Raw genomic sequence first — 25,516 nt, 5'->3', positions numbered from 1 at the left:
AAATAAAAAAGAGCTTCTCTCGAGAAGCTCTTTTTTTTGTGAAGGAGTTTGGCAGAACACTGTTACCTGTTAACCTGGATGCCTCTTAAGGTGAACACCTGCGACTCTACCTGGTTGCTCATGTTTCCGGCCCTGTCGGCAATGCGTACTCTTACTATTAAGCTGTCGTCGCTAAAGAAAGGCAGCAGAAACTGGCTGGTAAAGTTATAGGTAACAGTACCACTGAGTGGTTTATTATCATCTGCATTGTTTAGCCTGAACCTGCCATTTGGAGTAACACCACAGCGGGGGTAACTGGACTCAATAAAATCGAATCGCTCCTCCTGTCCGTTTACTATCCTGTAGATGTCCAGGAAGAAGTTATAGTAAAGAGAGTTAGGCCTGATGTAAATGGTATCTGTTACCTCCTGGCGAAGCACAGAAGGAACAAACCTGCCATTGGGATCAAAATAGCCTGTTCTGTAGTTGGAGCAATTATGGGCTGGCAGGGTATCAAACTCACCATATCTGATATACCTTCTCTGGCCATTGATGTCAAAAACTGAATCGTAGAAATGCTGGCCGGGCGGGATAATACCCAGGTCACCATCACCATCTCTGAAAGAAACAGTAACTTTAAGGGTGTCGTCCGGGAATCTGGGATCGGTATTGTCTACAAACTGCACACTCCTAAATTCTATATCTGGCTCTACCGGGAACTCCGGTTCATTGTAACAGGCAGCCATTACCAGAAGGCATAGAAATATGGGGTAAAATCTCATACGAAAGATACTCTTTTTTATGTTAACGAAAAGATAGCAATATTTGTGTGAATGATGCAGCAGTTTGATCCAACTCTACCGCAAAGAATACTCAATTTAGAGCAAAATGGTTTTGAATCATTGGCACTGGAGGTATTTCGGCTTCAGGCAGAGCATAATGCTCTGTACAGGCAGTACCTGCAATGCCTGAAATGTGATCCGCTGTCTGTACACAAAACAGCAGATATTCCCTTTCTGCCAATTGGGTTTTTTAAAGGACATGAGGTAAAAACAGGCGCGTGGCAGCCAGAGGCTGTATTTGAAAGCAGTGGTACCGGCACTGGTGCCAGAAGCAGGCATGCCATACCCGGTGTAAACTTTTACCTGGAAGTAACAGAGCAGATCTTTAAGGCTGCCTATGGCCCCCTGGATGAATTTATCATACTGGCGCTGCTGCCTTCTTATTTAGAGCGTCAGCACTCCTCACTGGTGCTGATGGCGCAGCATTTTATGGAGTTGAGCGGGCATCCGCTGTCTGGTTTTTACCTCTACGAGCACAATGAGCTGATTGCTGCAGTAGAAAAGGCATTGGGTACAGGTAAAAAGGTGTTGCTGCTGGGGGTAAGCTTTGCCCTGCTTGATCTTGCAGAGCAGGGACCATTTGATTGGAAGAACCTCATCGTTATGGAAACAGGAGGGATGAAGGGGCGGCGGCAGGAACTTATTCGTGAAGAACTGCACAACATTTTATGCAATGCATTCGGAGTTTCATATATTCATAGTGAATATGGTATGACGGAACTGCTTTCGCAGGCCTATGCAGCCAGGAAAGGTCTTTTTATTGCACCACCCTGGATGCAGGTGTACATACGTGAGGTTAACGATCCTTTTAAACAAATTGCAGCAGGCCGAACGGGGGGTATAAATGTTGTAGACCTGGCCAACTACAGTACCTGTTCCTTTATTGAGACGGCTGATTTGGGCTTAAAACATGAAAATGGAACTTTTGAGGTGCTGGGAAGATTTGATAATTCTGAAGCCAGGGGATGTAACCTTATGTTGTACAGTTAAAGGCCCTTTCAACGTTGTTAAGGCATGTCTGGTATCGAAAAAATTCAACATGTACAAATAAATTACGTACTATTGTAAGAAGGGCCAAGTCCTTCTATTTTTGTTTAGATTAATTGTTGTGCCAACAAATAAAAGAATCATGAAATTAAGAGTGTTATTGTTTGCTGTGGTGCTGTTTGGTATGGGCGCCTGTACTCAGAAAACCTGCCCGACCTACACCAAGAACGATGTTCAGAAACAGGAAGTAGCAGCAAGTAGCGAAGTAAGAGTTTAATAAAGTATATAAAAGTGGAAATCAGCCCTTAGAGGCTGATTTCCGTATACTTGAGCACATCTTCTTCGGTAATCGCATCGCCGCTCATAATTACCAGTCTTTCCACTACATTTCGAAGTTCACGTATATTTCCCGTCCATTCACCTGCCTGCAGGCGGCTTATGGCATCGGGGCTTATATTCTTTTTAGCTGTACCATACTCCTGGGCTACATCTTCCAGGAACCTGTCAACCAGTAGCGGAATATCATCCTTACGTTCCCGCAGGGCAGGCACCTTAATTACGATTACGCTTAGGCGGTGATAAAGGTCCTCCCGGAATTTGTTCTCTGCAATCATCTGGCGCAGATCCTTATTGGTTGCAGCCAGAATGCGCACATCTACCTGTATATCCTTATCGCCACCCACTCGGGTAATCCGGTTCTCCTGCAGGGCACGCAGTACTTTTGCCTGTGCCGAAAGGCTCATGTCACCAATCTCATCCAGGAACAAGGTACCGCCATTGGCCTGTTCAAATTTACCGATCCGCTGTTTTACCGCAGAGGTAAAGGCTCCTTTCTCATGGCCAAAGAGTTCACTCTCGATCAGCTCCGATGGGATGGCTGCACAGTTCACCTCTACCATAGGACCTTTGCTGCGATTGCTCTTCTCATGGAGCGAACGTGCAACCAGTTCCTTACCGGTACCGTTAGCGCCAATGATCATCACACGGGCGTCGGTAGGAGCAACCTTTTCTATGGTTTCTTTTACACCCAGCATGGCGGCAGACTCACCTACCATATTCCATTTATGGGCTACCTTTTTGCGCAGGGTTTTTGTTTCGTGCACCAGCTTGCCCTTGTCCAGCGCATTGCGCACAGCCAGCAGCAGGCGGTTCAAATCCGGTGGTTTCTCAATAAAATCGAAGGCGCCTTTTTTGGTGGCATCTACGGCAGTTTCTATGGTGCCGTGGGCAGAGATCATGATAAACTGTGATTCCACGCCAGCCTCCATTGCACGTTCCAATACCTCCAGGCCATCCATCTTTGGCATTTTAATGTCGCATAGCACCACATCAAAATGTTCGCTGATTACCTTCCGAAGGCCTTCCTCGCCATCAGGAGCTTCTTCTACAGCATAATTCTCAAACTCAAGGATTTCCCGAAGGGTGGTACGAATGCTCTTTTCGTCATCAATGACTAAAACTTTTGCCATGGGCTTAAAAAAAATAAAAAAAGTAAACGCAAGCCTGTAAGCCGGGTTCTGTTTCCCGGTTTGCACCGGTATCCTTATCATTTATCTGGGCCAGGCGTCGCCACCTGGCTCTATCGACCTACCCATCCTTCTCTTCCGGCACAAGACCGGAATTTGAGCGAGCACTCTTAGCCCGAACTTGATTCGGGAAAGAAGGACCTATTTGGTCTTTCAACTCCTGAGGTTTACCATGCCCCTGGTATCACTACCAGGGCGGTGCGCTCTTACCGCACCTTTTCACCCTTACTAATGTACATGGCGAGCTGGGCTCGCCATGCAACCTTTAGCGGTATATTTTCTGTGGCACTGGCTGTAGCCGTTCGTTCGCACAAACGGCCCCTTCCGGTTAGGAAGCAGGATGCTCTGTGTTGCCCGGACTTTCCTCTTACAGCTCCAACCGGTTTAAGCCGGCTGGAGATGCAAACGATAAGGCAGCTTGCGTTTACCGTTACTAAACAACAATTTTGTCAGTAAAAGTTTGCCAAAAAAATCAATTCTGCAAATGTGTGGCTGAATTAATGAACGTCCATACCGGTTAAGCGGTATTCCCACTCATCGGCAGCGTTCGCAACTTCCAGAATAATTTCCTTCAGCAGGCTTTCTGTTACGTTATCTAAATAAGCAGAGGCTTCTACTTTCAGAGAGCTGTCGAACAGGGCAAACTTTGCATGTGTGAATTCGGTGTTCTTTCGCAATAATTCCTCCAGATCTACCTCAGGAGAGAAGTCACATATCTTAGAAGAGAACTCTACGCCTTCCCGATCGTACCTCTCATTGTACCTGATGACACCTAAAACAGTCTGAAAGCGGTTGCCATCGAGGGGAACAATGATAACAGACTTTGTCTTGTCGTACTCGGAAAACTGGCCGTTGATCTCACGGGCGAAGTTTTCCATGAATTCGTTAAACTTCATGATACTATAGTATGCGGTTTAAGTTTCAGAACTCGATTAACGCAATCTTTTCGCAGAGGAAAAAACAAAAAGTCTATCGATTGCCCGGCATGTATAGTTTTCTACTATTTTTCACTATTTCAAGCGAACAAGGGTAGCGCCATATCCCCACTTCTCCTTCTGTGCATCTTTAAACCAGGCAATTGTATTTAAGTTGCCCAGGCGGCGATGTATTTCTTTTCTAAGGGTACCGTTGCCAACCCCATGAACAAAGGTTATTTCATCCATTCCGCTGGCAATGGCTCTGTCCAGCACTCTTTCAAAAGTTTCCAGCTGCAGAGGCAGTATATCTTTCTCTGCTATCTGTTTTGGGTTGTCAACCAGCTTTTCGAGGTGCAGGTCTACCTCGGCAGGTGTTCTCTGGGACACTGCAGCTTTAGGTGCTTCCTCGCGTTTATCCTCCAGCTTGTTCTGCAGTTCTTCTGCTGTTGCTACGGCCAGCTTACTGGCAGCGCCTAAAGGAATAAGATACGATTTTGTATTGAGTACAGGCGTTTCGCGCAGGCTCCTGAAAAAAGAGCTGGCTTTGGGGTGCAGCCGCTGGTGTACAGGAGCAGGCAGCTCATTTAGAGGCTGGCCCGGGTGCAGCAGTAACCTGATGTGCCATACCGGCCACTGATCGAACTTATGCATATCGGCCTCGGTAAATTTATGCGCCTGCCTGGCCTTGAGGTGCCCCGATAGCACCGAATGATACATGCCATTGCTTTCCTCCAGGATGGAGTACAGGATAATGTCTTCGGTATTGTTGATCAGGTGCACGCTTACCACCCTGTCGTTTAGTGGTTTGAAGGCAACAAAATGTCCTTCCTGCGTAGGTCCCCGCTTTTTTGCAGGGGTAGGGGGTGCTGCCTGCTGTGGTTGTGGTATTTCTCTCCTGAAGTAGCTTGCTTCCTCACGGGCTACGGGCACTACTTCTGTTTTGAGCACGGGGATCTGAAAACCATCTTCGATCTCAATCTCAATCAGCTTCTGATCAATAATTTTGGTAACGATACCTTCTTCTTTACCACGAAGCATTCTTACTTTATCACCTACATTCATATGGGTTCCCTTTACGGGCAATTGGAGTAGTTAAAAATAGATAGGATGAAAATACAGCTTTTTACGGCTTAATTCAATTGCAGGGGTGGGTAAATGAATACCCTCCAGCACAAATAAAAGCACGCGTAATGCCTTTTTGTTAGTGCGGATGCGGCTTAAATTTATATCAGGGGCTATAAACAGTTGCCGGTAATCCATGTAGCCAGCCGCCTGGTTTTGTGCCGGGTCTGCATACACCATTCCGCTGGCACCATAACCCAGGGCAATGTTGAGCCAAGAGGGCCATTTGCCTCTGCTCATGGCTGCTATATCGGCGCTTAGCCAGTAGGTCTGGCCATTATAATCTTTCATGAGCTGTTCCGGAAAGCTTTTGCCCAGCAAGCGGGGGCGCTTGGGTGCCCAGGTGCTAGGGTGGAAGGAGAACTTCAGGTTTACAAACTGCTGCCCCCACAGCAGCTGTTGGCTCCCAAATAAAAGTGCACCGCTGGTATTGGCAACAAGATCTCCGGCAGAGGCACCATAGGCAGCCGAAAAGCCATCGAGAATTTCTACGGGTAACATCCAGGCAAGCCCGCCAATGCTGCTCCAGAGAGCTGCTTTGCGGGCGGGCATTCCCGCCCACCGCAGGGTCTGGTAATGAATACGGCTAAGGTGGTAGGTACTATAGGCGTGGCCTGCCTTATCTACCTGCTGCCATTCCCTGTTATCATTAAAAAAGTGAAAAGACTCCCGTTCATGGCCTTTATACCACAGCTCATTCAGGCCCAGGACCAGGCCTGTATAAGCCGTGCCGCTTACCAGCAGTACCGTACGCATACGCCGGGGCTGCAGGGTATCGGGGATAGCCTGTGCAGGCGCCTCCTGATGCAGAAGTGTGGTTAGCAAAAAAAAGCATAGCAGAAAGTTTTTCATCTGCAGATTATGATAGAAAGCAGGGACCTGTGGGGTATAAAGGGGCTATAGAAAGCATAAGGGCAAACGCTCTTTCAAAAATAGGACTGATAAACCGGATTAATTTTTTTTTGGCACTTTTTTTGGAGTTTATTCGTAGAAAAGAAAGACAAGTAGCAGATTAGTCTACAATTTACATGAGTGGTTTGCGGGCCTGAAAGTTTTTGCCTAGAATAAGCCCTGGTTTTATAATTAAAGAATCTATTTACGTTCTACCTTTAAATTGATCCATCAGAGAATATGATATACATGAAGAAAATCTTTGTAATGTTGCTGTTGGTGTCTAGCTCGCTGGTGCAATGTCAGGCAAAGCACAGTGAATACACACTAATAGCCGATACAACCTACCTGTCGCCAACGCCGGAGCTAGCGCAGGAATCGCAGCTGGTTTCCCAGGTGCTCAACCGTGTTCATTACAGAAAGGTAAACCTAAGCGATTCCTTATCTGAGGTGGTACTTCAGAACTATGTAGAGTCCTTAGATCCCTACAAAACCTACTTTCTGCAGCGCGACATAGATTCATTCAAGCAGTACCGTCATCGTCTGGACGACGACCTTCAGGCGGGAAACCTTACTGCAGCCTATGATATCTACAATACCTTCCGCAAGCGTTTCGATGAGCGCATGAAAACCATCGATTCTCTTACCCAGGTAAAGCACGATTTTACTGTAGATGAATTCTATGAGGCTGACAGGAAAAATGCCAGCTGGGCAACAAACAAGCAGGAGCTGAACGAGATCTGGCGGAAAATTATCAAAAGCCAGGCACTAAGCTATATGGTAGCCAATAAAGAATGGCCCGAAATCCAGAGTAACCTTAATAAGCGCTACACTCAGATCAATAAAAGTGTAGCCCAGCAAAAGAGTGTGGATGTGTTCCAGGTGTACATGAATGCTTTTACTGAGTCATTCGATCCGCATACATCCTATTTCTCTCCCCGTACGGCCGAGAACTTCAACATCAACATGAGTAAATCGCTTGAGGGGATAGGCGCAACCCTTACCACCGATGGCGATTATACCAAGGTAGCCGATGTGGTTGCCGGCGGACCTGCTTTTAAAAGCAAGCAAATTCTGAAAGACGACCGAATTATTGGCGTTGCCCAGGGCGAAAAAGGAGAGATGGTAGACGTAATAGGCTGGCGCCTGGATGATGTGGTACAGCTGATCCGCGGCCCCAAAGGCAGCAAGGTAAGGCTTAACGTGCTGAAGGCTTCCGATGGTGTGAATGCCCTTCCCGTAGAGATCACTATTTTGCGGGATAAGATTAAACTGGAAGAGCAGGCAGCCAAGGCACAGCTTGTACCTTATACGCATAATGGTAAAACCTATAAAGTTGGTGTTATTACCATTCCTGATTTCTATATGGATTTTGCAGAAGCCCAGAAGGGTAACCCTAATTACACCAGTACTACCAGAGACGTAAAACGCCTGATCAGGGAGCTGGAGCAGAAGGGCATGCAGGGACTGGTAATTGACCTTACTTTTAACGGGGGTGGTTCTCTTACAGAAGCCATCGAGCTTACCGGCCTGTTTATTCCAAGCGGACCTGTTGTGCAGGTACGTAATGCCGATGGCTCAATCAACACCGGCGATGATCCGGATCCTGCAGTATTCTACAACGGACCACTGGCAGTAACAATTAACCGCTTTAGTGCATCTGCTTCTGAAATTTTTGCAGGTGCAATCCAGGACTATAAAAGAGGTATCATCGTAGGTGAACAAACCTTTGGTAAGGGCACTGTACAAAACCTGGTAGATCTTGACAGACTGGTGAGCAGAAACGAAAGTGTGGCAGGCAGAAACAGTGGCGGCAGTGCCCAGGAAGCAGCCAAACTGGGGCAGCTAAAGATTACGCTTGCCAAGTTCTACAGGGTAACGGGTAGCAGCACCCAGCACAAAGGTGTTTCGCCAGATATTGAGTTGCCAAGCGAGTTTAGTGCAGAAGAATTTGGAGAAAGCTCTTATCCTTCGGCCATGCCATGGGATCAGATAAAATCGAGCAAGTTCAAGGAAACAAAAACTGTTACCGAACGCGAGATGGCACAGCTGCGGAGCAGCTATCAGAAACGTCTGAATACAGATCAGGAACTGATTGCCCTGCGCGAAAACATTGAGCAGTCGAAACAGGCACGTCAGGAGACCCGCATCAGCCTTAACCTGGAAAAGAGAAAGCAGGAAATAGAAGAGAGAAAGAAAAAGACTGGTGAAAAAGACACCCTGGAGGAGCAAATTAACAGTTTTGAACTGCCTGATGCGGAAGCAGAAGATGCCCTGAAGAAAACCGATCCTTATGTGAAAGAAACCATCAGGATTATTTCAGAGCTTATTGCAGCATAGTCTTGTTTGTATATCATATTTAAAAAGCCGCCTGTGGGCGGCTTTTTTTAAACCTTTTTGTGCGAACACAGAACTGAAATCAGCCCTGAGTATAACAGAGGTCTATAGTAATTAAACCAATTGATATGAATAAAACTATTGTGCTACTACTACTATGCCTGCTAACGGTTTTTGCTGTTCAGGCACAGGAGGCACAGAAAAAACAGCCTAATACTAATACTGCTGCTCCTAAAACATTTATTCTGTTGAGGCATGCAGAAAGGGAGCAGAACCTAAGTGCCGATCCCGAACTTTCGGCACATGGGCAGCAACAGGCCGAAGCACTGGCGCAGTTGCTTAAAGACCAGCAGGTGTCTGCTGTTTATGCCACACCATACCGCAGAACCATTAATACGGCTGCGCCGCTGGTAGCACAAAAAGGGTTGAACACCCAGTTTTATGAACCTATAAAAGCTGCCGATCTGCTGGAGCAGCTAAAATCAAGCGCAGAGAAGGGAGCAATCATACTGGTGGGGCATTCTAACACCATACCTTCCATGGTAAATGCCCTGATGGGTGATAAAGTTGTTTCGCCGATTGCCGAAGATGATTATGGGCAGGTATACATTGTAACGCTGCCAGCTGCAGGGCCTGCCTCACTGGTTACCCTGCGTTTACCAGAAAAAAAATAAACCGGATGTTATTCCGGTTTATTTTTTTCCTTGTTATTTCTTGTTCTAAATTTCTTTCCCGCGATCCCCAGCTCTTCCTCGTAGGTTTTGAGCGCTCTTTCCCAACCTTTCAGATAACTACTAAAGAGGGTATTGCTGTTGTCCAACAGAATGATGTTCATGGCCTTCTGATTTAGTGTTCTACCATCTGTTTGCCTTCGCACACACTGCTGAAAGGCAGCACAATATTAGACTCTTTTTTTTTTAATAGAAAGTTAATGTAACAAAAGAGTCTGTAATTAGTTGCTTTACAGATGTTGGCTACAGCAGGATATCATTCAGGCTTTCTAATACAAAAAAGACCAGCTGTGCAGCCAATTTAGCTGTTCTCTGGTCCTGGTCGTGGGCAGGAGAGAGTTCTGCGATGTCAACACTCAGGAGCTTGCCGCTTCTGGCTACTTCCTGTACAATGCTTTTTACCACCCAGGGATCGAGCCCAAAGGCCCCCGGGGCACTCACCCCGGGGGCGTAGTTGGCAGAAAGCGCATCCAGGTCTATGGAAAGATAAACAAATTCCTTATCGTGCAGCCAGTTGCGGATGCGCAGCATTAAATCATCCTGCTGGGATTCGCGCATATGTTCTGCCGCTACAAACTGACTGCCAGTCCGGTAGGCTGCATCGAAAAGTGCACGGGTGTTCCCGGTATATTGTATGCCCAGGCAGAGGTAATGAAAAGGCAGACTGTGATGTTTTCTAAGATCTGCTATTTGCCTGAAGGGAGTGCCGCTGCTGGTTTCAACCTCATAGCTGCGCAGATCAAAATGAGCATCGATGTTGATGATGCCCAGTGAAGTTTTTTGCTCCTGGTGTAAATGCTGGTGCAGGCCCAGGTAGTGTCCGTAGGCAACCTCATGGCCGCCGCCCAATACAACAGGCATAAAGCCAAGCGATAACAGTTGGGCTACTTTTTGCCCCAGCAGTTGCTGAGAACGTTCAAGCTGCTGGTTAGGGCACAGTACATTGCCAGCATCATAAAGCGCTATCCGCTCCATATCGAAGTGCACCGGCAGGCTGGCCATTGCCTTGCGCAGGGCATCGGGACCCTGTTGTGCTCCCAGCCGGCCCTTGTTTCTTCTTACCCCTTCATCAGAGCAGAAGCCCAGGAAAGCAACTTTTTGTGTGGCACCATTTTTATGAATAGGGCTGGTAAGGTCAAGCTGGTTCAGGATCTGGTGCCAGCGCAGCCCCATCAGGCCATCATTTTTATCTACACGGCCTTCCCAGAATTTTTTCTCTGCAATTTGATACATGAAACAGGTAAAATTAAAAAGTATGCTGATTGCCGCTGCTCAAATATTGCCAGCCGTACATCTAAAGCGATATGTAAAGATAAAAAAACACACTGCTAAAACTACGTACAGGCGTATTCATTCCTGCTGCTGAAGGGTTATTCTAGCATTTTTGCCCACCTTTCCACACCATTGCAGGCTTAAGCTTACCCTGGTGGTACAGAATTTCCCGGTAATCGGCTGCATCAAAGGCAATCATATCGGCTTGTAAGCCTGTTGCCAGCTGGCCCCGATCCTGCAGACGCAGTGCGTGTGCCGCCCTGCTGGTAATGGCTGCCAGTGTTTCGGCAGTGCTAAGTTTCTGTGCTGCACCCATTACGGCTGCCTGAAGCAGGAGGTCGCCCATGGGTGCAGAGCCTGGGTTCCAATCGGTGGCAATGGCCAGACAAGCCCCGGCATCCAGTAGTGTGCGGGCAGGGGTAAAGTCCATGCCCAGTCCCATGGAAGCGCCGGGGAGCGCCACCGCCACGGTATCAGAAGCAGCCAGCTGCAGCAGGTTGGCTTCGGTGCTGCTCTCCAGGTGATCGGCACTATGCGCACCAACTTGTACGGCCACGGGTACTCCCTGTGCACTGAACTGATCTGCATGAACCGTTATGGAAAAGCCTGCAGTTTTTGCTGCTTCCAGGTAACCCTTCGACAGTCTGGCAGGAAAAGCCTCATCTTCAATAAAAATATCCACCCGTTCTGCAAGTGCTTCCTGTTTTACAACAGGCAGCAGGTAAAGCAATACTTCTTTTAGCCAGGCATCGGCAGTTTCGGCTTCTTTGGGTTTTACATGGGCAGCCAGGCAGGTTGGTATAAGGGTGGCGGCTGTTTGTTCTGCAGCCATGCGAACAGCGCGAAGCATTTTCAGCTCTTCCTCAACAGAGAGGCCGTATCCGCTCTTTACCTCTAGGGTGGTAACACCTTCCTGCAGGTGTCGGTTTGCGCGCTTGGCAGTAGCCCGGGCCAGCTCTTCGAGGCTGGCAGCTCTTGTTTTTGCTACCGAATCGTGAATGCCGCCGCCCTGCTTCAGAATTTCCTGGTAGGAGGTGCCGGCAATGCGCAGGGCATAGTCACGGGCCCTGCTGCCACCAAAGCATATATGGGTGTGGCAATCAATCAGGCCAGGCAGGAGCACCATATCTTCTTTAATTTCCAGCAGGCTTACCGTGGGATATTTATTTCGCAGGAGGGTATAAGGACCTATGGCTGCAATTTTATCACCATCAAGCACAATGGCTGCTTCTTCCAGCACTTGCAGCTGGTTATCGGTGAGTGGCCCTTTCAGCGGCAGGTTTGTCATGGGCAACAGCTGCCTGAAGGGACCAATTAATATTTGTGTAGGCACTAGAATCAGGTAAAAAAAGTTATATCCAAAGATAACATAACACTGCGCCATAGCAAAACTTAAAAAGTAATCTAAGGCCTGATGTTGGTTTGTCTGATTTAGTTTTGATATGTTTGATTATTGTTAGCATTGTTATGAAATTTCCTTTTTTATTCCTTTTGTTCCTCTCGATATCCGGCCTGAGTTTCGGCCAGCAGCCTTCTGCAAGTTTTGATTTTGAGAATGCTACAGAAGAAACACCGCTTTACACAGTAGCCGAAAAAATGCCTGAACCCAGGGGAGGTCTGCCAGCATTATACAAGGTGATAGCAGAAAATATGCAGTACCCGGCAGAAGTACAAAAACGTGGAATACAGGGAAAGGTGTTTGTACGATTTGTAGTTACGGCGCAGGGCAAAATTGAATCTGTTGAGGTGCTTAAAGGTTTGGACCCGGCCCTGGACATGGAAGCTGTCAGGATCATCAAATTATCTGAGCAACAGCCAGGCTGGACCCCGGGGCAGGAGCAGGGCGAAAATGTAGATGTGCAGCTGGTTCAGCCGGTGTGGTTTAAGCTGGATGCTGCGCCAGTGGAGAAAATAGATGAGCAGAAAAATGAGGCCCGCCTTGAGAGCAGCGAAAGCAATAGTGATAACTCCCTGGCCGTTGTCTACAACCAGCCCCAGCAAATGCCTGTACCTAAGGAAGGATGGGAAGCTTTTCATAGCCTGCTGCGAGATAATCTCAAATACCCGGAGCAGTCGTTATTAGCACAGGTACAGGGCACTGTTTACCTGGAGTACATCATTGATAATGCAGGTCGGTTGAAGGCTGTAAGCATTAAAAAAGGAATTAACGATGAGTTGAATGAGGAAGCATTGCGCCAGCTTGTAGTGGCTGATAAAAGAATAGGCTGGCTACCCGGCAGCGTAGATGGAGAAGCAGTAAATGCAAGGGTAGTTTTAATGATCCATTTTTTTCTCAACAACAACAATCGCCCTTTTTATAAGGGTTCCATTCATGTTTCTCCTGAAGAAGCAGACAGGTTGATTGCTTTCGAAAAGCTACCCGTATCAGAGGAAGTAAATGGTGTGCCTGTGTATCATAAGCCAGAACAGTATGCAGTGCCTGAAGGTGGCGTTGGCATACTTAACCAGTTTTTTACCATGAATCTGGCCTACCCTGATGTTGCCAAAGGGGAGATTCCAAAGGGTGAAGTTGTGATCAGGTTTATTGTTTCTGCAGAAGGTATTGCCGGCTCAGAGGAGATTTTAAAGGGTGTACATCCGGCAATGGATGCCGAAGCAATGCGTGTTATGAGACGCTTTAATGAAGAGAATAACTGGATACCAGCTGTTTATGGGGATGAAAAAGTTGCATCTTATTTAGAAGTGCCTGTTAATTATAATTACTCTCACCAGAGAACAGAGGCTCATCCGATCGAAAAAATTGTGAGGGGAGAGTATGTTCGTAACAATAATTCAAGACTTGATCTGTTTGAGACTCCTGACATAGAGGCCACTCCGAAAGAGGGTATGATGAGTTTTTATGAATTCCTGTACAAGCATATTCAATATCCGGTTCAGGCACTTAAAAGCGGGAAAGATGGTATTACCTATGTTCGCTTTATTATTGATGAGGAAGGAAATGTACAGGATGCCCACACGATGGAAGGTCGCTGGATAGGTTATGGCCTGGATGAAGAAGCGGTAAGGGTTGTAAGCCTGACAAAATGGAATCCGGCAGTGCTTGACGGGAAGTTCATCAAACAATGCAAAATCATTCCTATCAAGTTCAAGCTTCAAAAGGGAAAGGAAAAGAAAGCCGGGTGATTGATATATGTTGGCTGGATTCAGATAAAATTATCACACATAACAGGCAGGGCTGTCGCAAAAGACAGCCTTATTTATTTTTTGCCAGTGAATGGCTGAAGATTTAGTATAGCAAATTTCTGCTAATATGTATATGTTTGCTTGTTGTTATAACTCATATGAAGCGTATTTCTCTGGTACTATTGTCTCTCTTGATTTCCGCTGCTGGCTATAGCCAGCAGGCAGGAAGTAATGTTGAAACCGCTGGTGTAGACACACCCGTGTATACCAGCAAGAGCAAATCAACGTAAGCTACTGCTACTCCATAATACAGAAAATCAGCAATAAAGAAGAAGGGGCCTCTATTTTAACCAGAGGCCCTTCTTCTTGATAAATACATTTTTCTCGAAATGATAGCTAAGCTTGGTGCATCTTAAAGCTGTTCATATCCTAAGCTCAAACCTTTCAGCCCATTCCTGTGCCTTTTCGTAGCCTGCGTCGGCATGGCGGATAACGCCCATGGCCGGATCGGTGTAAAGCACACGATCCAGGCAGCGGGCGGCCCGTTCGGTACCATCGGCAAGCACTACCATACCGGCATGCTGGCTATAGCCGATGCCCACACCTCCACCATGATGGAAGCTTACCCAGGTTGCACCACCGGCAGTGTTGCCCATCAGGTTCAGCAGGGGCCAGTCACTAACAGCATCGGAGCCATCCAGCATGCCTTCGGTCTCACGGTTGGGAGAGGCTACAGAGCCGCAGTCGAGGTGGTCGCGGCCAATTACGATCGGTGCTTTTACCTTACCGCTGCGTACCAGCTCGTTGAATATCTGGCCGGCCTTTTGGCGTTCACCCATGCCCAGCCAGCAAATACGGCAGGGAAGCCCCTGGAAGGCAATACGCTCCCGGGCAGCTTTCAGCCAGCGGTGGAGATCCTCATTGTGGGGGAAAAGCTCCATAAGGGCCTGGTCGGTGGTGTAGATATCTTCCGGATCGCCACTAAGTGCTGCCCAGCGGAAAGGTCCGCGACCTTCGCAGAACTGTGGCCTGATGTACTCCGGCACAAAGCCCTTAAAATCAAAAGCGTTAGGCTCACCACCCTGGCGGGCAAATTCACGGAGGTTATTGCCATAATCAAAGGTTTTGGCACCCCGTTTCTGCATCTCCAGCATAAAGCCAACGTGGCGGGCCATGCTTTTGAGGCTCTGCTCTTTATAGGCTTTAGGATCGCGCTGGCGCAGTGCTGCAGCTTCCTGCAGGCTTAAGCCATTGGGAATATAGCCATAGACCGGGTCGTGTGCAGAGGTCTGGTCTGTGAGTACATCCGGAATAATCCCATCCTGCAACAGCTTTTCCAGTACATCTCCAATGTCGCCCACCAGGCCTACAGAAATGGCTTCGCCCTGCTCTTTTGCCGCTAGCACCCATTGTTTCGCTTCTTCATAATTGTAGGTCATGCGGTCGCAGTAGCGGGTATCTATTCGCTTTTGAATACGCGAGGGGTCTTTATCTACCCCTAAAAATGTTGCACCAGCAATGGTGGCTGCCAGTGGTTGTGCGCCACCCATGCCGCCTAAACCACCAGATACCACCAGCTTATGCTGCAGGCTGCCGCCAAAGTGTTGTCGGGCACAGGAGGCAAAGGTTTCGTAGGTGCCCTGTACAATGCCCTGGGTGCCTATGTATATCCAGCTGCCGGCCGTCATTTGTCCGTACATCATCAGGCCTTTGTCTTTCAGCTCCTGAAAATGCTCCCAGTTGGCCCAGGCAGGCACCAGGTTAGAGTTGGCAATGAGCACCCTGGGTGCTTCGGGGTGGGTGGGGATAATACCAACCGGCTTACCGCTTTGCACCAGCAGGCTCTGGTCGTCGCGCAGCTGCAGCAGGCAATCTATTATTTTTACCAGGGATTCCTGGTTGCGGGCTGCCTGCCCGGTGCCGCCGTAGACCACCAGCCCGGCAGGGTCTTCGGCCACCTCGGCATCTAGGTTATTGAGCAGCATGCGCAGTGGGGCTTCGGTTTGCCAGCTAAGGGCATTCAGCTGGCTGCCCCTGGGGGCTTTATAATGTGGGTGCCGTGCAAACTGCTTAATAAAGTCCGAAGCTTTCGTAGAAGGGGCCATAGAGGTCAATGTTTTCATGTTGGGCAATGTCCTGAGTTAAAAAAACTAATTCCTGCTGGCGAATAATATCGCCAAGTATCTGTATGTCTTCCGCAAAAACGCGGTCTTCTTCTGCATGGTCTATGCGGCTGCGTACCAGCTCGTGGCAGGCATCCAGTAGCTTGCTGCTGCGCATGGGGCGGCGGTAATCGAAGGCCTGTGCAGCACACAGCAGCTCGATAGCCAAAATATTCTCCAGGTTGTTGATCACCTGGTTAAGCCGCCTGCTGCTGATGGAGCCCATGCTCACGTGATCTTCCTGCCCCAGGCTGCTGGGAATGGAATCGGCACTGGGCGGAAAGCAAAGGCTCTTGTTTTCGCTCACCAGGGAGGCAGAGGTGTACTGCGGTATCATAAAGCCACTGTTAATACCTGTATCACGCATCAGCAGCTCCGGTAAGCCGTTTACACCACCTTCTAATAAAAGATAGATCCTGCGGTCGGATATATTACCTAACTCATGAGCCGCCAGCGTGTTATAATCCAGTGGCAGGGCCAGGGGCTGTCCGTGGAAGTTGCCGCCGCTTACTGTTTTATCGGCGCTGAAGATAATGGGGTTATCCGTTACAGCATTTAGCTCTACCTCCAGCAGCTCTTTCAGGTGCAGCCAGGCATTGCGGCTGGCGCCATGCACCTGTGGCATACAACGCAGGGAGTAGGGGTCCTGTACGCGGCCGCAGTCTTTATGTGAGGCAACCATTTCGCTGTTGTGCAGCAGTGTGCTGAGGCGGTGGGCAACATACTGGTTACCCCGGTAGGCCCGTAGCTGGTGCAGGGCAGGATCGAAGGGAGCGCCAGATCCCAGGAGTCCTTCCAGGGTCATAGCCCCTACGATGTCTGCAGTATCCAGACAGTTGGCCAGCCGTGAGAGGCCAAGCACTGCCCAGGCTGCAATAAACTGGGTACCGTTGATCAGGGCCAGGCCTTCTTTTGCACCCAGTTCAATCGATTGTTGCTGGTGCAACTGAAGAACAGCCGCCGTGTTTTGCCAGCCTCCCTCATGCCATACTCTGCCCAGGCCAATAAGGGGGAGGCAAAGATGCGCCAGTGGCGCAAGATCGCCTGAAGCGCCAAGTGAACCCTGCTGAGGCACCTGTGGTATTACATCATTTTCCAGGTGCCACTGCAGCCTTTCCAGTACCTCCATGCTGATGCCGGAGAAGCCCTGTGCCAGTGCATTTATCTTCAGCACAAGCATGAGCCGTACCACCTCCAGGGGTGTATCTGCACCAACGCCTACACTGTGGCTGCGCAGGATGTTATCCTGCAGCCGGCGGGTATTCTCTGCTGATATAATCTTGTTGCAGAGAGAGCCGAAGCCTGTGTTAACGCCATAAACTACCTTTCCTCTTTCAACAATTTCATGTACGGCAGCACGACTTGCTTCTACCTTTTGCCGTACTTCAGTGCTAAAAATGCCCTTAATTTGCCCTCTGGCAAGTGCAAGTGCAGCAGAAGCAGTAAGTTTGTCCTGGCCGTATTTAAAAATAAGATTCATTTCTTGGTTAAGAGCTTAGTATTGATAAACTTATACATTGTTTTAACGTGCTCATGGGATGCTCTTACACTTACAGCCTTGTGTTAGAACAAAACATTTTACACGAGTTGCCGCTATAATGGAAAGGCTACCGCTGAAATTTAGCAAAATGTCTCGCAAAAGTTTCCATCAAGTGCAGCTGAAAAAAGAGCAGCAGCTGGTACCAGCCATGCTGAACAAAAGACGATTTTCCCTGAAAAAAATACTTAACCGCTACATGGGTTTGCCTTTCACCCAGTACCAGGCGGTAGTTACCTATGATGATATTCAGGAAGCAGGGCTGGAATCTGTATTTTCTGCTGCTATGAAAGAAATGCTGCCATTCTGGAAAAAAATGAGCCATGAGTCAGAACCGGTGGATATAGAAGTGAGAGGCGTTGCCATAGCGCTGGATGAAGAGCTCTCTTTTTCTTCCTATCGTTTTGCAAGCCTGCAGTCGCCCGTTTACAAGTTGCCACTCATGCCTGATCTGGAACGGTATGAGCAATACTGCCACCTGCACATGCAGCAGGAGGAGCTTTTTGCCCCCTCTGTTGAAAAGGCTATCAAGAGAAGGGCAATACAGGACTTTATGCAGGATTTGCTGCCAGTTGTTCATCATGTGCCTATCATCAGGCTTTCAGTATATGATCGCTTTTCAGACGGAGAGGAAAGTGCTACCCTGGGAGCCATACTTGCCGAAGACAGCGAGCGCTTTTACCTGGCTGTTGCAGATGCCATCACACAGCAGCTGCAAAATGTCGATCAGCTTTTTGACTGTGAGTTTTAAGCGCATCAAGAGAAAAATACATCATTGAAACAGCGGCAGTAGCCGGGCCAGTCCTATTCCTACAAAATTGCCAATGGCATACCCCAGCATGCCCAGCAGCATACCACTTAAAATGAGGTGTGGCGCTTTAAGCCTTTCAGCAACAGGTCCTACAAAAGGTGGGCCGAACACGGCTGCAGTTGAGGCAATGATGGTGATGTTGCGGTCCAGGCCAGCCAGTCTGCAGAAAGTGTAATGCAGCACAAGTGTTACAGAAATCACAATGGTGCAGTAGGGGAGTACAGCAGCGGTGAGGGTGAGCAGCGTGCTAAAATTTGCCTGGCTCCCAATGCTTAGTGCAAATATGAGCAGCAGGTAATGGGCAATGTTGTAAGTTCCCCTGATTTGCTGCACGCTTCTGGTGCTAGCGGCTGCAAGGCTAAAAGCAGTTAACAGCAGAATAAACACCGGAACCACCAGTTTTTCAAAAAACAGGAAACATAAACCCGCGGCAGCAGCCAGGAGCAGCACCGACAGTAAGAGGGTTTTCAGGAGGTCCTTTAGTGCTGGTTTATGCTCTGGGCTCCAGTCCTGACTGCTGGAGTTTTCGTATTGAGAAGTGGCATTAGGCAGGATAAAGCGCAGCAGCACAGGGCCGACTGTTAACAGAAAGGCAAAGTAAAGCCCGCTTAGCAATATGTCTGCACTGTTCAGTACCAGGAAGAGCTCATGTTCTACACCCAGGGCAATGCCAACGGCGCTCATGTTAGGAGTGCCACCGGTGTACACACTTGCCAGCATGCCACTTACCTCAGCACTATTTTCTATGGTATGTCCAGCCAGAAAGTAAGCGGCCATGGCTCCCATTGCGGCAGCCAGCGATGCAAAGCCAAAGGCCAGTAGCGTTTGCCTGCTGCCACTAAGCAGCTGCCTTGGATGGGCAGTAAAGAGCATGGCTGGTATGGCCAGGCTTACACTTACTTCGGTAACGGTATTCAGCAATTCTGCGGGAATGGGTATGCCCGGCATATTTCCAATCAGCAGCCCGGATAGGTAGCAAATGGACATGGCCCCAACCCAGCGCAGGGGCTGATACCGTTTCTCTCCCCACTGTGTTACAGCAGGGAATAACAGCAGAAAGAATGACCAAAGCGTTAAGGCCGGAACGGACATGTGCAGTATCTTATTTTTTAACGGGTTTAGGTGTCTTTCAGTCTGAATATGAGTATTTTAAACAACAAAGCAAAATTGCGGCAGGCCAGCAGATTTCATGCACATTTAGGTTGTAAATATGAAATTTTAACATGGGAGAAAAGCCCTTATCCAATCGTGATCAGTAAAGGTGTCATTCATTTATTAGCCGGCCTTGCGCTATAAGTAAAGCGCTAGTAAACCAGATTTTCCGGCCGGGGTATAAAGTTTAGGAAGTCCTGGAAACCGCTCTTGTACTTTTCTTTATCAAGCTTATAGTAGTAGGCCCCTTTTTTAGAGTTCTCTTTGTCTTTTTCTTTCTGTTTGATCAGGAAGCCTGTAGATAAGACTTTCCGGCTGAAGTTTCTTTTGTCGAATTCAGTTTCATACAAGCCCGTATAGAGCGCCTGTAGCTGTGGGAGGGTAAATTTATCGGGCAGCAATTCAAAAAGCACAGGATGTAATGCTGCTTTGTAGCGGAGTCTGTTTTTTGCCTTTTCCACCATTTCCTCATGGTCAAATATAAGGTGTGGAACCTGGTTGATATCGAACCACTGCGCATGATACTCCTGGCTAAGCTGCTGTTTGTATTTCTGTATGTCTACCAGGGCCACATAGGCAACAGCCAGGGTTCTTTCTACCGGATCGCGCTGGGGGTTGCTGAATACCTCCATTTGCTCCATGAAAACATTGTCCAGGCCTGTTAACTGTTTCAGGATACGATCTGCGGCGGCGTCTAAACTTTCATCGGGCTGCAGAAAACCACCCATCAGGCTCCATTTATTTTTTTCAGGAGCAAAGCCCCGCTGGATTAGCAGGAGCTTAAAGTTTTCACCATCAAATCCAAAAATTATACAGTCTACTGCAACCAGAAACCTGGTTTGACCGGCATACTTAATCATTTTATCAACTATATAAATTGCCTTAAAGCCTCATCATCTGCCTGTTAAATGAGCTGTAGGCAGCGCAAAAGGGGCAGGGGTAAGCTTTAGCAAGGTTTAATTTACAATTATTTTTTCAGTGAACGCAGCAAAGTAACAAGTTGCAACCTTAATTCTGTTAATGAAGCAGAAATTTTATCGGGAAAGGGCTTCTGGCTTACTCCTGTTTTTACCTGCAAAGCCCTGGAAAGCATTTTAAAAAGAAAAACCTGCTTCTTAAGCCTAAAACAGGTGCATTTTAGCTTAAGCTGATTAATTTAACGCTACTGTATTTTCCTGATGCAAGCAGGCTGCCAATTGCCTTAACAGGCTTTAGGCAGCCACAGCAGGTTTGATCATGCTTTACTTTTTATAAACAGTTCTATTTACACATGAAATTTACACCTAAAGCTATTTTATTTGATCTGAATGGTACCATGATTGATGATATGCACTACCATACTGCTGCCTGGCATAAAGTACTTACCAATGAGCTGGGGGCCAGCCTTACGGTTGAAGAGGTAAAGGTGCAGATGTATGGCAAGAACAGCGAAGTGCTTGCCCGCATATTTGGAGAAGGCCATTTTTCCCCGGAAGAAGCAGATAGGATATCAATAGAGAAAGAGAAAAAATACCAGCAGGAGTTCCGGCCCTACCTGAAGTTGATAAACGGCCTGGACCGCTTCCTGCAGAAGGCACACCAATCCGGCGTTAAAATGGCCATAGGTTCGGCTGCTATTATGTTCAATGTGGATTTTGTGCTGGACAACCTGGACATCCGCCATTATTTCAGTGCCCTTGTTAGCGCCGATGATGTAACCACCAGCAAACCCCATCCCGAAACATTTCTGAAAGGAGCCGAGCTGCTGGGAGTAAAACCCGAAGAATGTGTGGTTTTTGAGGATGCACCAAAGGGCGTGGAAGCAGCCAGAAATGCAGGCATGCGTTGTGTGGTGCTTACCACCATGCACGAAAAAGAAGAATTCAGCCAGTATGATAACATCATTGCTTTTGTGGAAGATTATACTGATCCTCAATTGCAGGAGCTGTTTTCATCCCCTGAAGCGAACTATTAACGCAATGATCATCAGTAGTTCCTCACCAAAATCTCCCGGATACAGTAAAGGGTTCAGCTGGTAAGGCTGAACCCTTTATTTGTAGATGTCTGTTGGAAAATATATTGCCTGAATGCCTGTTCTTTAGCGAAGCTCTGTATCCAGTACCTCCAACACCATATTCCTGAATTTCTTATTACGCTCTATATCGTGGTTGAAGGTTGCTACACCCACACCTGGCTCGTTTTGGTAGTCCTGGAAGTGTACTGAAACCCGAAGGCTGCCTTTGTTGAAGGTGATATGCCAGTTTTGCACGGCATGCTCACTGTAAAGGCCTTCGAAATCCAGTATGTCTGCTATATTACTGTAGAGATAATCCTGTGTTTGCAGGCTTCCTGTAAAAGTGGCTCCAGACATTAACTCTGCCTGCACGCGCTCAATAAATGCACTAAGCCTGTTCAGCTCTATTGTTTTTGCTGTTTTAAAATGTACCTGTATGCTGCTTATCTTTTCCATTGCAGAAATTTTGAGTTGCAAGGTAACAATTATCGATAAAATCTTCAGGAAGAAAAGTGCAATTAAAGCTACTGATGGGCTTGTGTATGTTATTTGCTTAAATTCAGAAATTTAGCGGGCTGGTAAACAGGCCAGCTGCTTTGTGTTTTCAAGCAGTTGATTATTGTATCATCACTTAGTAATGGTACTGCCATATACCTGGAATTGCGGCAGGCACTGGCAGTGACTTAATAAATTTATCAGCGAGGTATAAAAAACAACGATTTCGGTTTAGGGGGTAAAGGGGAGAAGTCATACTAATCTGTATACGGCAAATAATTCCTTTGAACATGAGTAGGGAAGCATTTCATAAACTGTTAAAAAAGTACCTGGAAGGAACGGGTACGGAAGAGGAGCGAAAGATAGTTGAGCAGTGGTATGAATTGCTTGATGATGACGAACTGCCCGTACTGAAGGATGCAGAACTTGCTGAGATTGACGAGCAGGTTTGGGGGGAGATTAATGAGAAGATAGGTGTTACAAAGCAGGCCTTAGCACATAATCCGGCAGCTTCTGCAAAACCAGCCGCCAGGGTACGCTCCCTGGGCAGCATACTGGCAATTGCTGCTTCTTTCGTTGGGCTGTTGCTGCTGGCTGGTTACCTGTTAATGCCACAGCCCATGCAGGCAGAGTTTATGACTACTGCCCAGCTGGATGTACTGAAAGTAGTGAACACAACTACGGGACCCATGCAGATACAGCTGAATGATGGAAGTACAGTTCTGCTTCAGCCCCGGGCGGAACTGAAATACCCCCGTGATTTTACTGCCGCAAAGCGGGAGGTGAAGCTGCAGGGTGAGGCTTTTTTTGACATTAGCAAAGATCCCAGTCGACCTTTTTATGTATATAGTAACCGCCTTGTAACGCAGGTGGTTGGTACCAGTTTCAATGTTAAAACTAGTGATGGTGAGCATCAGGATGAAGTGGCTGTACTCACAGGAAAGGTGATTGTGCTAAAGAATGATCCGGATGAAAGCTTGTACCAGAAGGTTTTGCCTAACAAGGCTAAAAAAGTTGTGCTAACCCCTAACCAGCGGGCTATCTATCAGCAGGAAACAAACGAGCTGGTGGCTACCCTGGTAAAAGAACCAGTGCCGCTTGAAGCAGAAAAGCTTGCCAGCAGCAGCGAAGCTTTTTTGTTTGAAGAGGAAGGGCTGGGGGCAGTACTCCGGGTGCTCGAAAAGACCTATGGTGTAGATATCAAAACCACTGAGCCGACATTGCTCAATTGTAGCTTTACCGGCGATCTGGCAAACCAGGATTTGTATAACCAGCTGGAGCTGATTTGTCAGTCGATTGGGGCAAGCTATTCGATCAGGGAAACTACCATTTTACTGGAGGGTACCGGCTGCCAATCAAAATAGCATGTTTGCTGCAGGCTGCCTGCCATACACTTGCTGCATAAATTCAAATTTTATGGTACCTGACTTTCAGCTGTTTCTTCTTTCTAGCATAAGCCACATCAGCATGAAAAAATGTTCTAAAGTATTTGTAGCAGGGCTTTTGGCATGGCTGCTCATTATGGGTATTTCTGCTCCTGTAGCCATTGCCCAGCAAACCGTAAAAGGAAACTATACCACCACAGAAGGGCTGATAAAGGATGACCAGCTATACCTGCAGCTTGAAACAAGCGCAAGAAATCTGGTAGATCAACAGCTTACTACAGAGTTGGCCACACTCACGGGGCAATTAAACAATAGCCAGGCAAAGGTGGCGCAGGCCCGGAAACGCAGGAAAAAAATTAATGAGGATGGGGTCTATGAAGCCTGTAAAAACAGTGTATTGGTGATTGGTACCCTCTATAAATGTTCCAGGTGCCCCAATGACCACATCAGGGCTGCTTCTGGTTTTGTTATTTCTGATGAGGGTGTAGGGGTTACCAGCTACCACATCTTCCAGGGCAATGCAACTGACGAAAGGGCGGATATTGCCCATGTAGCCATGGATTATCAGGGTAATGTCTATCCCATCAAAGAAGTACTGGCTGCCAGTAAAACAGATGATATAGCAATATTTCGTTTCGATGCCGGTGAGGAACGCCTCCAGGCACTGCCCCTGGGAACTGGAGCCAGTATAGGATCGGATGTGCAGGTAATTGGCCATCCCCATTCCATGTTTTACTCCTTTACCAAAGGAACTGTATCGCGCCTGTACTGGCGTGAGGGTGGAGAAAAAATGAGTGTTACAGCAGATTTCGCCCAGGGTTCAAGCGGTGGTCCGGTGCTCAATAACAAGGGGGAAGTGGTAGGCGTAGTTTCGGCAACCCTCTCGCTGTATAATACCGATAATAATCTGCAGATGGTATCGAAAGAAACCATACCTGTAAAAGCGATACTGAGCCTGCTGGAGTAGCAGCTCCTGAAGTTTAATATTTTTTAGCGCTGTTCTGCCCCTTTATCTCGGTGGTAGATTGCATTTTAACCCTGTATCAAATGAAACAATTATTAGTCATACTTTCTGTCACACTTTTTTTTGGTTGCCAGAGCCAGCAAAAGCAGGAGGGCTTTACCCTGCAGGGTAACATCAACGGACTGGATGTGCCATACATCTACATGAAGTATACCCTAAACGGTGAGGAACAGAATGATTCATCGGCAGTAGCGGAGGGCAGTTTCACATTTAAAGGTACTGTTGATGAGCCAGGCATGGTGCTGCTCTATTCTCCAGAGGCAAGGCTGCAAAAGGTGTTTTACCTGGATAATACCAGTATGCGGTTAGAAGGAAGTGCTGATTCTCTTGAACGGATAAACATATCTGGCTCTGCAGTACAGGATGATTACGAAGCACTGGAGGCGCAGATCATGAAGAACAGGGAGCAGGCAATTTCCTTTTATGAGAAATCGGTAAAAGCTGGTGAGGAGGGCGATAGTGCAATGATGAAAGAATACGAGGCACGCTTTGAGGAATTTTATAACAAAGAGCCTGAAATTCGGAAGCAGTTTGTGCTGGCGCATCCTAACAGCATTGTAAGCATTAATGAACTGTTGAATTATGCAAATCCCGTTAATTACGCTGAAGCCCGGGAGATATTTGCCGGCCTGCATGCAGATTTGAAAGCTACCACAAAAGGAAAAGAGCTGGAAACTTATCTTACCAACCTGGGACTTGCCCAGCCCGGAAAGCCAGCGCTGGAATTCAGTCAGCAGGATACTGCAGGTACGGCTGTCAGCCTTGCCTCTTACAAAGGCAAATATGTGCTGCTGGAGTTCTGGGCCAGCTGGTGTGGCCCCTGCCGCCACGAAAATCCCAACCTTCGCAGCGAGTATCAGAAGTACAAAGACAGTGGATTTGATATCCTGGGCGTATCGCTGGATGACAACAGGGAAAGGTGGCTGAAAGCAATTGAAAAAGACAGCCTTGGCTGGATGCAGGTATCGGACCTGAAGGGATGGAATAATGAGGTGGCAAAGCAGTACAGCATCCGTGCCATTCCCGCTAATTTTCTCATAGATCCTGATGGAAACATAGTCGCCAGGGATCTTAGAGGAGAAGCCTTGAATGAGAAGTTGGCAACGCTCTTCGAATAGCGCGCTTAGTGATTAAAAATCAACAGAAATTTGCCAGAGTAGCACCATCAAAAGCTATTATTTTACTGGAATTTTTTCAACTATAGGAAAA

General features: G+C 47.6%; 24 protein-coding genes and 1 other RNA gene. 11 read left to right on the top strand and 14 right to left on the bottom strand.

The features are described 5' to 3' along the window. Positions 1–62: 62 nt before the first annotated feature. Positions 63–761, bottom strand: a complete 699-nt coding sequence (locus KWJ01_RS10315) for a hypothetical protein (protein WP_224996359.1) — start codon at positions 759–761, stop codon at positions 63–65. Between the two features lie 51 nt (positions 762–812). Between KWJ01_RS10315 and KWJ01_RS10310 the strand changes: the two genes are divergently transcribed. Continuing rightward, entirely contained in the window at positions 813–1,811 is a 999-nt protein-coding gene (locus tag KWJ01_RS10310) for an acyl transferase (RefSeq protein ID WP_370634702.1), read from the top strand. A gap of 139 nt (positions 1,812–1,950) precedes the next feature. Continuing rightward, complete coding sequence (locus KWJ01_RS27980; RefSeq protein WP_255651059.1) at positions 1,951–2,085, top strand: hypothetical protein; 135 nt, start codon at positions 1,951–1,953, stop codon at positions 2,083–2,085. A 28-nt stretch (positions 2,086–2,113) separates the two neighbouring features. On the opposite strand, the gene KWJ01_RS10305 is transcribed toward KWJ01_RS27980, so the two are convergent. The 5 genes from KWJ01_RS10305 to KWJ01_RS10285 form a co-directional block, all read right to left on the bottom strand. Continuing rightward, a complete protein-coding gene (locus tag KWJ01_RS10305) occupies positions 2,114–3,277 on the bottom strand; it encodes a sigma-54 dependent transcriptional regulator (protein WP_224996358.1) in 1,164 nt (387 codons plus the stop codon). Positions 3,278–3,298: 21 nt separating this feature from the next. Continuing rightward, positions 3,299–3,759, bottom strand: an RNA gene (gene rnpB / locus KWJ01_RS10300) — RNase P RNA component class A. 72 nt (positions 3,760–3,831) lie between these two features. Further along, positions 3,832–4,230, bottom strand: a complete 399-nt coding sequence (locus KWJ01_RS10295; protein WP_224996357.1) for a YbjN domain-containing protein — start codon at positions 4,228–4,230, stop codon at positions 3,832–3,834. Positions 4,231–4,344: 114 nt separating this feature from the next. Beyond that, on the bottom strand, positions 4,345–5,313 hold the full coding sequence (locus KWJ01_RS10290) for a Smr/MutS family protein (protein WP_224996356.1): 969 nt from the start codon (positions 5,311–5,313) through the stop codon (positions 4,345–4,347). Between the two features lie 30 nt (positions 5,314–5,343). Next, on the bottom strand, positions 5,344–6,225 hold the full coding sequence (locus KWJ01_RS10285; protein WP_224996355.1) for a DUF2279 domain-containing protein: 882 nt from the start codon (positions 6,223–6,225) through the stop codon (positions 5,344–5,346). Positions 6,226–6,513: 288 nt separating this feature from the next. On the opposite strand from KWJ01_RS10285, the gene KWJ01_RS10280 reads away from it, so the two are divergent. Next, complete coding sequence (locus tag KWJ01_RS10280; RefSeq protein WP_224996354.1) at positions 6,514–8,604, top strand: carboxy terminal-processing peptidase; 2,091 nt, start codon at positions 6,514–6,516, stop codon at positions 8,602–8,604. A gap of 125 nt (positions 8,605–8,729) precedes the next feature. Next, a complete protein-coding gene (locus KWJ01_RS10275; RefSeq protein ID WP_224996353.1) occupies positions 8,730–9,275 on the top strand; it encodes a phosphoglycerate mutase family protein in 546 nt (181 codons plus the stop codon). Between the two features lie 8 nt (positions 9,276–9,283). On the opposite strand, the gene KWJ01_RS10270 is transcribed toward KWJ01_RS10275, so the two are convergent. From KWJ01_RS10270 to hutI, 3 genes are all read right to left on the bottom strand, one after another. Further along, on the bottom strand, positions 9,284–9,436 hold the full coding sequence (locus KWJ01_RS10270; protein ID WP_224996352.1) for a hypothetical protein: 153 nt from the start codon (positions 9,434–9,436) through the stop codon (positions 9,284–9,286). 139 nt (positions 9,437–9,575) lie between these two features. Then, entirely contained in the window at positions 9,576–10,565 is a 990-nt protein-coding gene (gene hutG / locus KWJ01_RS10265; RefSeq protein WP_224996351.1) for a formimidoylglutamase, read from the bottom strand. A 142-nt stretch (positions 10,566–10,707) separates the two neighbouring features. Next, complete coding sequence (gene hutI / locus KWJ01_RS10260) at positions 10,708–11,988, bottom strand: imidazolonepropionase (protein WP_224996350.1); 1,281 nt, start codon at positions 11,986–11,988, stop codon at positions 10,708–10,710. Positions 11,989–12,071: 83 nt separating this feature from the next. Here hutI and KWJ01_RS10255 point away from each other — a divergent pair, with 83 nt between their 5' ends. Both KWJ01_RS10255 and KWJ01_RS27975 read left to right on the top strand, forming a co-directional pair. After that, a complete protein-coding gene (locus tag KWJ01_RS10255; protein ID WP_224996349.1) occupies positions 12,072–13,748 on the top strand; it encodes a TonB family protein in 1,677 nt (558 codons plus the stop codon). 158 nt (positions 13,749–13,906) lie between these two features. Further along, entirely contained in the window at positions 13,907–14,038 is a 132-nt protein-coding gene (locus KWJ01_RS27975) for a hypothetical protein (RefSeq protein WP_255651058.1), read from the top strand. A gap of 132 nt (positions 14,039–14,170) precedes the next feature. Here the strand turns inward: KWJ01_RS27975 and hutU are convergent, their stop codons facing one another. After that, a complete protein-coding gene (hutU, locus tag KWJ01_RS10250) occupies positions 14,171–15,853 on the bottom strand; it encodes a urocanate hydratase (protein ID WP_370634709.1) in 1,683 nt (560 codons plus the stop codon). Then, positions 15,819–17,390, bottom strand: a complete 1,572-nt coding sequence (gene hutH, locus KWJ01_RS10245; RefSeq protein WP_224996347.1) for a histidine ammonia-lyase — start codon at positions 17,388–17,390, stop codon at positions 15,819–15,821. The genes hutU and hutH overlap by 35 nt, the downstream gene beginning before the upstream one ends. Positions 17,391–17,538: 148 nt before the next feature. On the opposite strand from hutH, the gene KWJ01_RS10240 reads away from it, so the two are divergent. After that, the gene (locus tag KWJ01_RS10240; RefSeq protein WP_224996346.1) at positions 17,539–18,198 is read left to right on the top strand and encodes a hypothetical protein; all 660 of its coding nucleotides are present in this window, start codon (positions 17,539–17,541) and stop codon (positions 18,196–18,198) included. A gap of 21 nt (positions 18,199–18,219) precedes the next feature. Here the strand turns inward: KWJ01_RS10240 and KWJ01_RS10235 are convergent, their stop codons facing one another. Both KWJ01_RS10235 and KWJ01_RS10230 read right to left on the bottom strand, forming a co-directional pair. Beyond that, on the bottom strand, positions 18,220–19,350 hold the full coding sequence (locus KWJ01_RS10235; RefSeq protein ID WP_224996345.1) for a DUF819 family protein: 1,131 nt from the start codon (positions 19,348–19,350) through the stop codon (positions 18,220–18,222). A 212-nt stretch (positions 19,351–19,562) separates the two neighbouring features. Next, entirely contained in the window at positions 19,563–20,270 is a 708-nt protein-coding gene (locus KWJ01_RS10230; RefSeq protein ID WP_224996344.1) for an NUDIX hydrolase, read from the bottom strand. A gap of 410 nt (positions 20,271–20,680) precedes the next feature. On the opposite strand from KWJ01_RS10230, the gene KWJ01_RS10225 reads away from it, so the two are divergent. Beyond that, complete coding sequence (locus KWJ01_RS10225; RefSeq protein ID WP_224996343.1) at positions 20,681–21,364, top strand: HAD family phosphatase; 684 nt, start codon at positions 20,681–20,683, stop codon at positions 21,362–21,364. A gap of 123 nt (positions 21,365–21,487) precedes the next feature. On the opposite strand, the gene KWJ01_RS10220 is transcribed toward KWJ01_RS10225, so the two are convergent. After that, positions 21,488–21,859 (bottom strand): hypothetical protein, encoded by a 372-nt coding sequence (locus tag KWJ01_RS10220; RefSeq protein WP_224996342.1) that lies wholly within the window; start codon positions 21,857–21,859, stop codon positions 21,488–21,490. Positions 21,860–22,188: 329 nt separating this feature from the next. Here KWJ01_RS10220 and KWJ01_RS10215 point away from each other — a divergent pair, with 329 nt between their 5' ends. From KWJ01_RS10215 to KWJ01_RS10205, 3 genes are all read left to right on the top strand, one after another. Continuing rightward, on the top strand, positions 22,189–23,262 hold the full coding sequence (locus KWJ01_RS10215; RefSeq protein WP_224996341.1) for a FecR family protein: 1,074 nt from the start codon (positions 22,189–22,191) through the stop codon (positions 23,260–23,262). A 103-nt stretch (positions 23,263–23,365) separates the two neighbouring features. Then, a complete protein-coding gene (locus tag KWJ01_RS10210) occupies positions 23,366–24,250 on the top strand; it encodes a serine protease (protein WP_224996340.1) in 885 nt (294 codons plus the stop codon). Positions 24,251–24,330: 80 nt separating this feature from the next. After that, positions 24,331–25,425 carry a TlpA disulfide reductase family protein gene (locus tag KWJ01_RS10205; RefSeq protein ID WP_224996339.1) on the top strand — a complete coding sequence of 365 codons (1,095 nt, stop codon included), beginning with the start codon at positions 24,331–24,333 and terminating at the stop codon, positions 25,423–25,425. Positions 25,426–25,516: the final 91 nt, after the last annotated feature.

The organism is Cesiribacter sp. SM1, from assembly GCF_020178975.1.
GTDB lineage: Bacteria > Bacteroidota > Bacteroidia > Cytophagales > Cyclobacteriaceae > Cesiribacter.
This window is presented reverse-complemented; position numbering and strand designations above follow the sequence as displayed.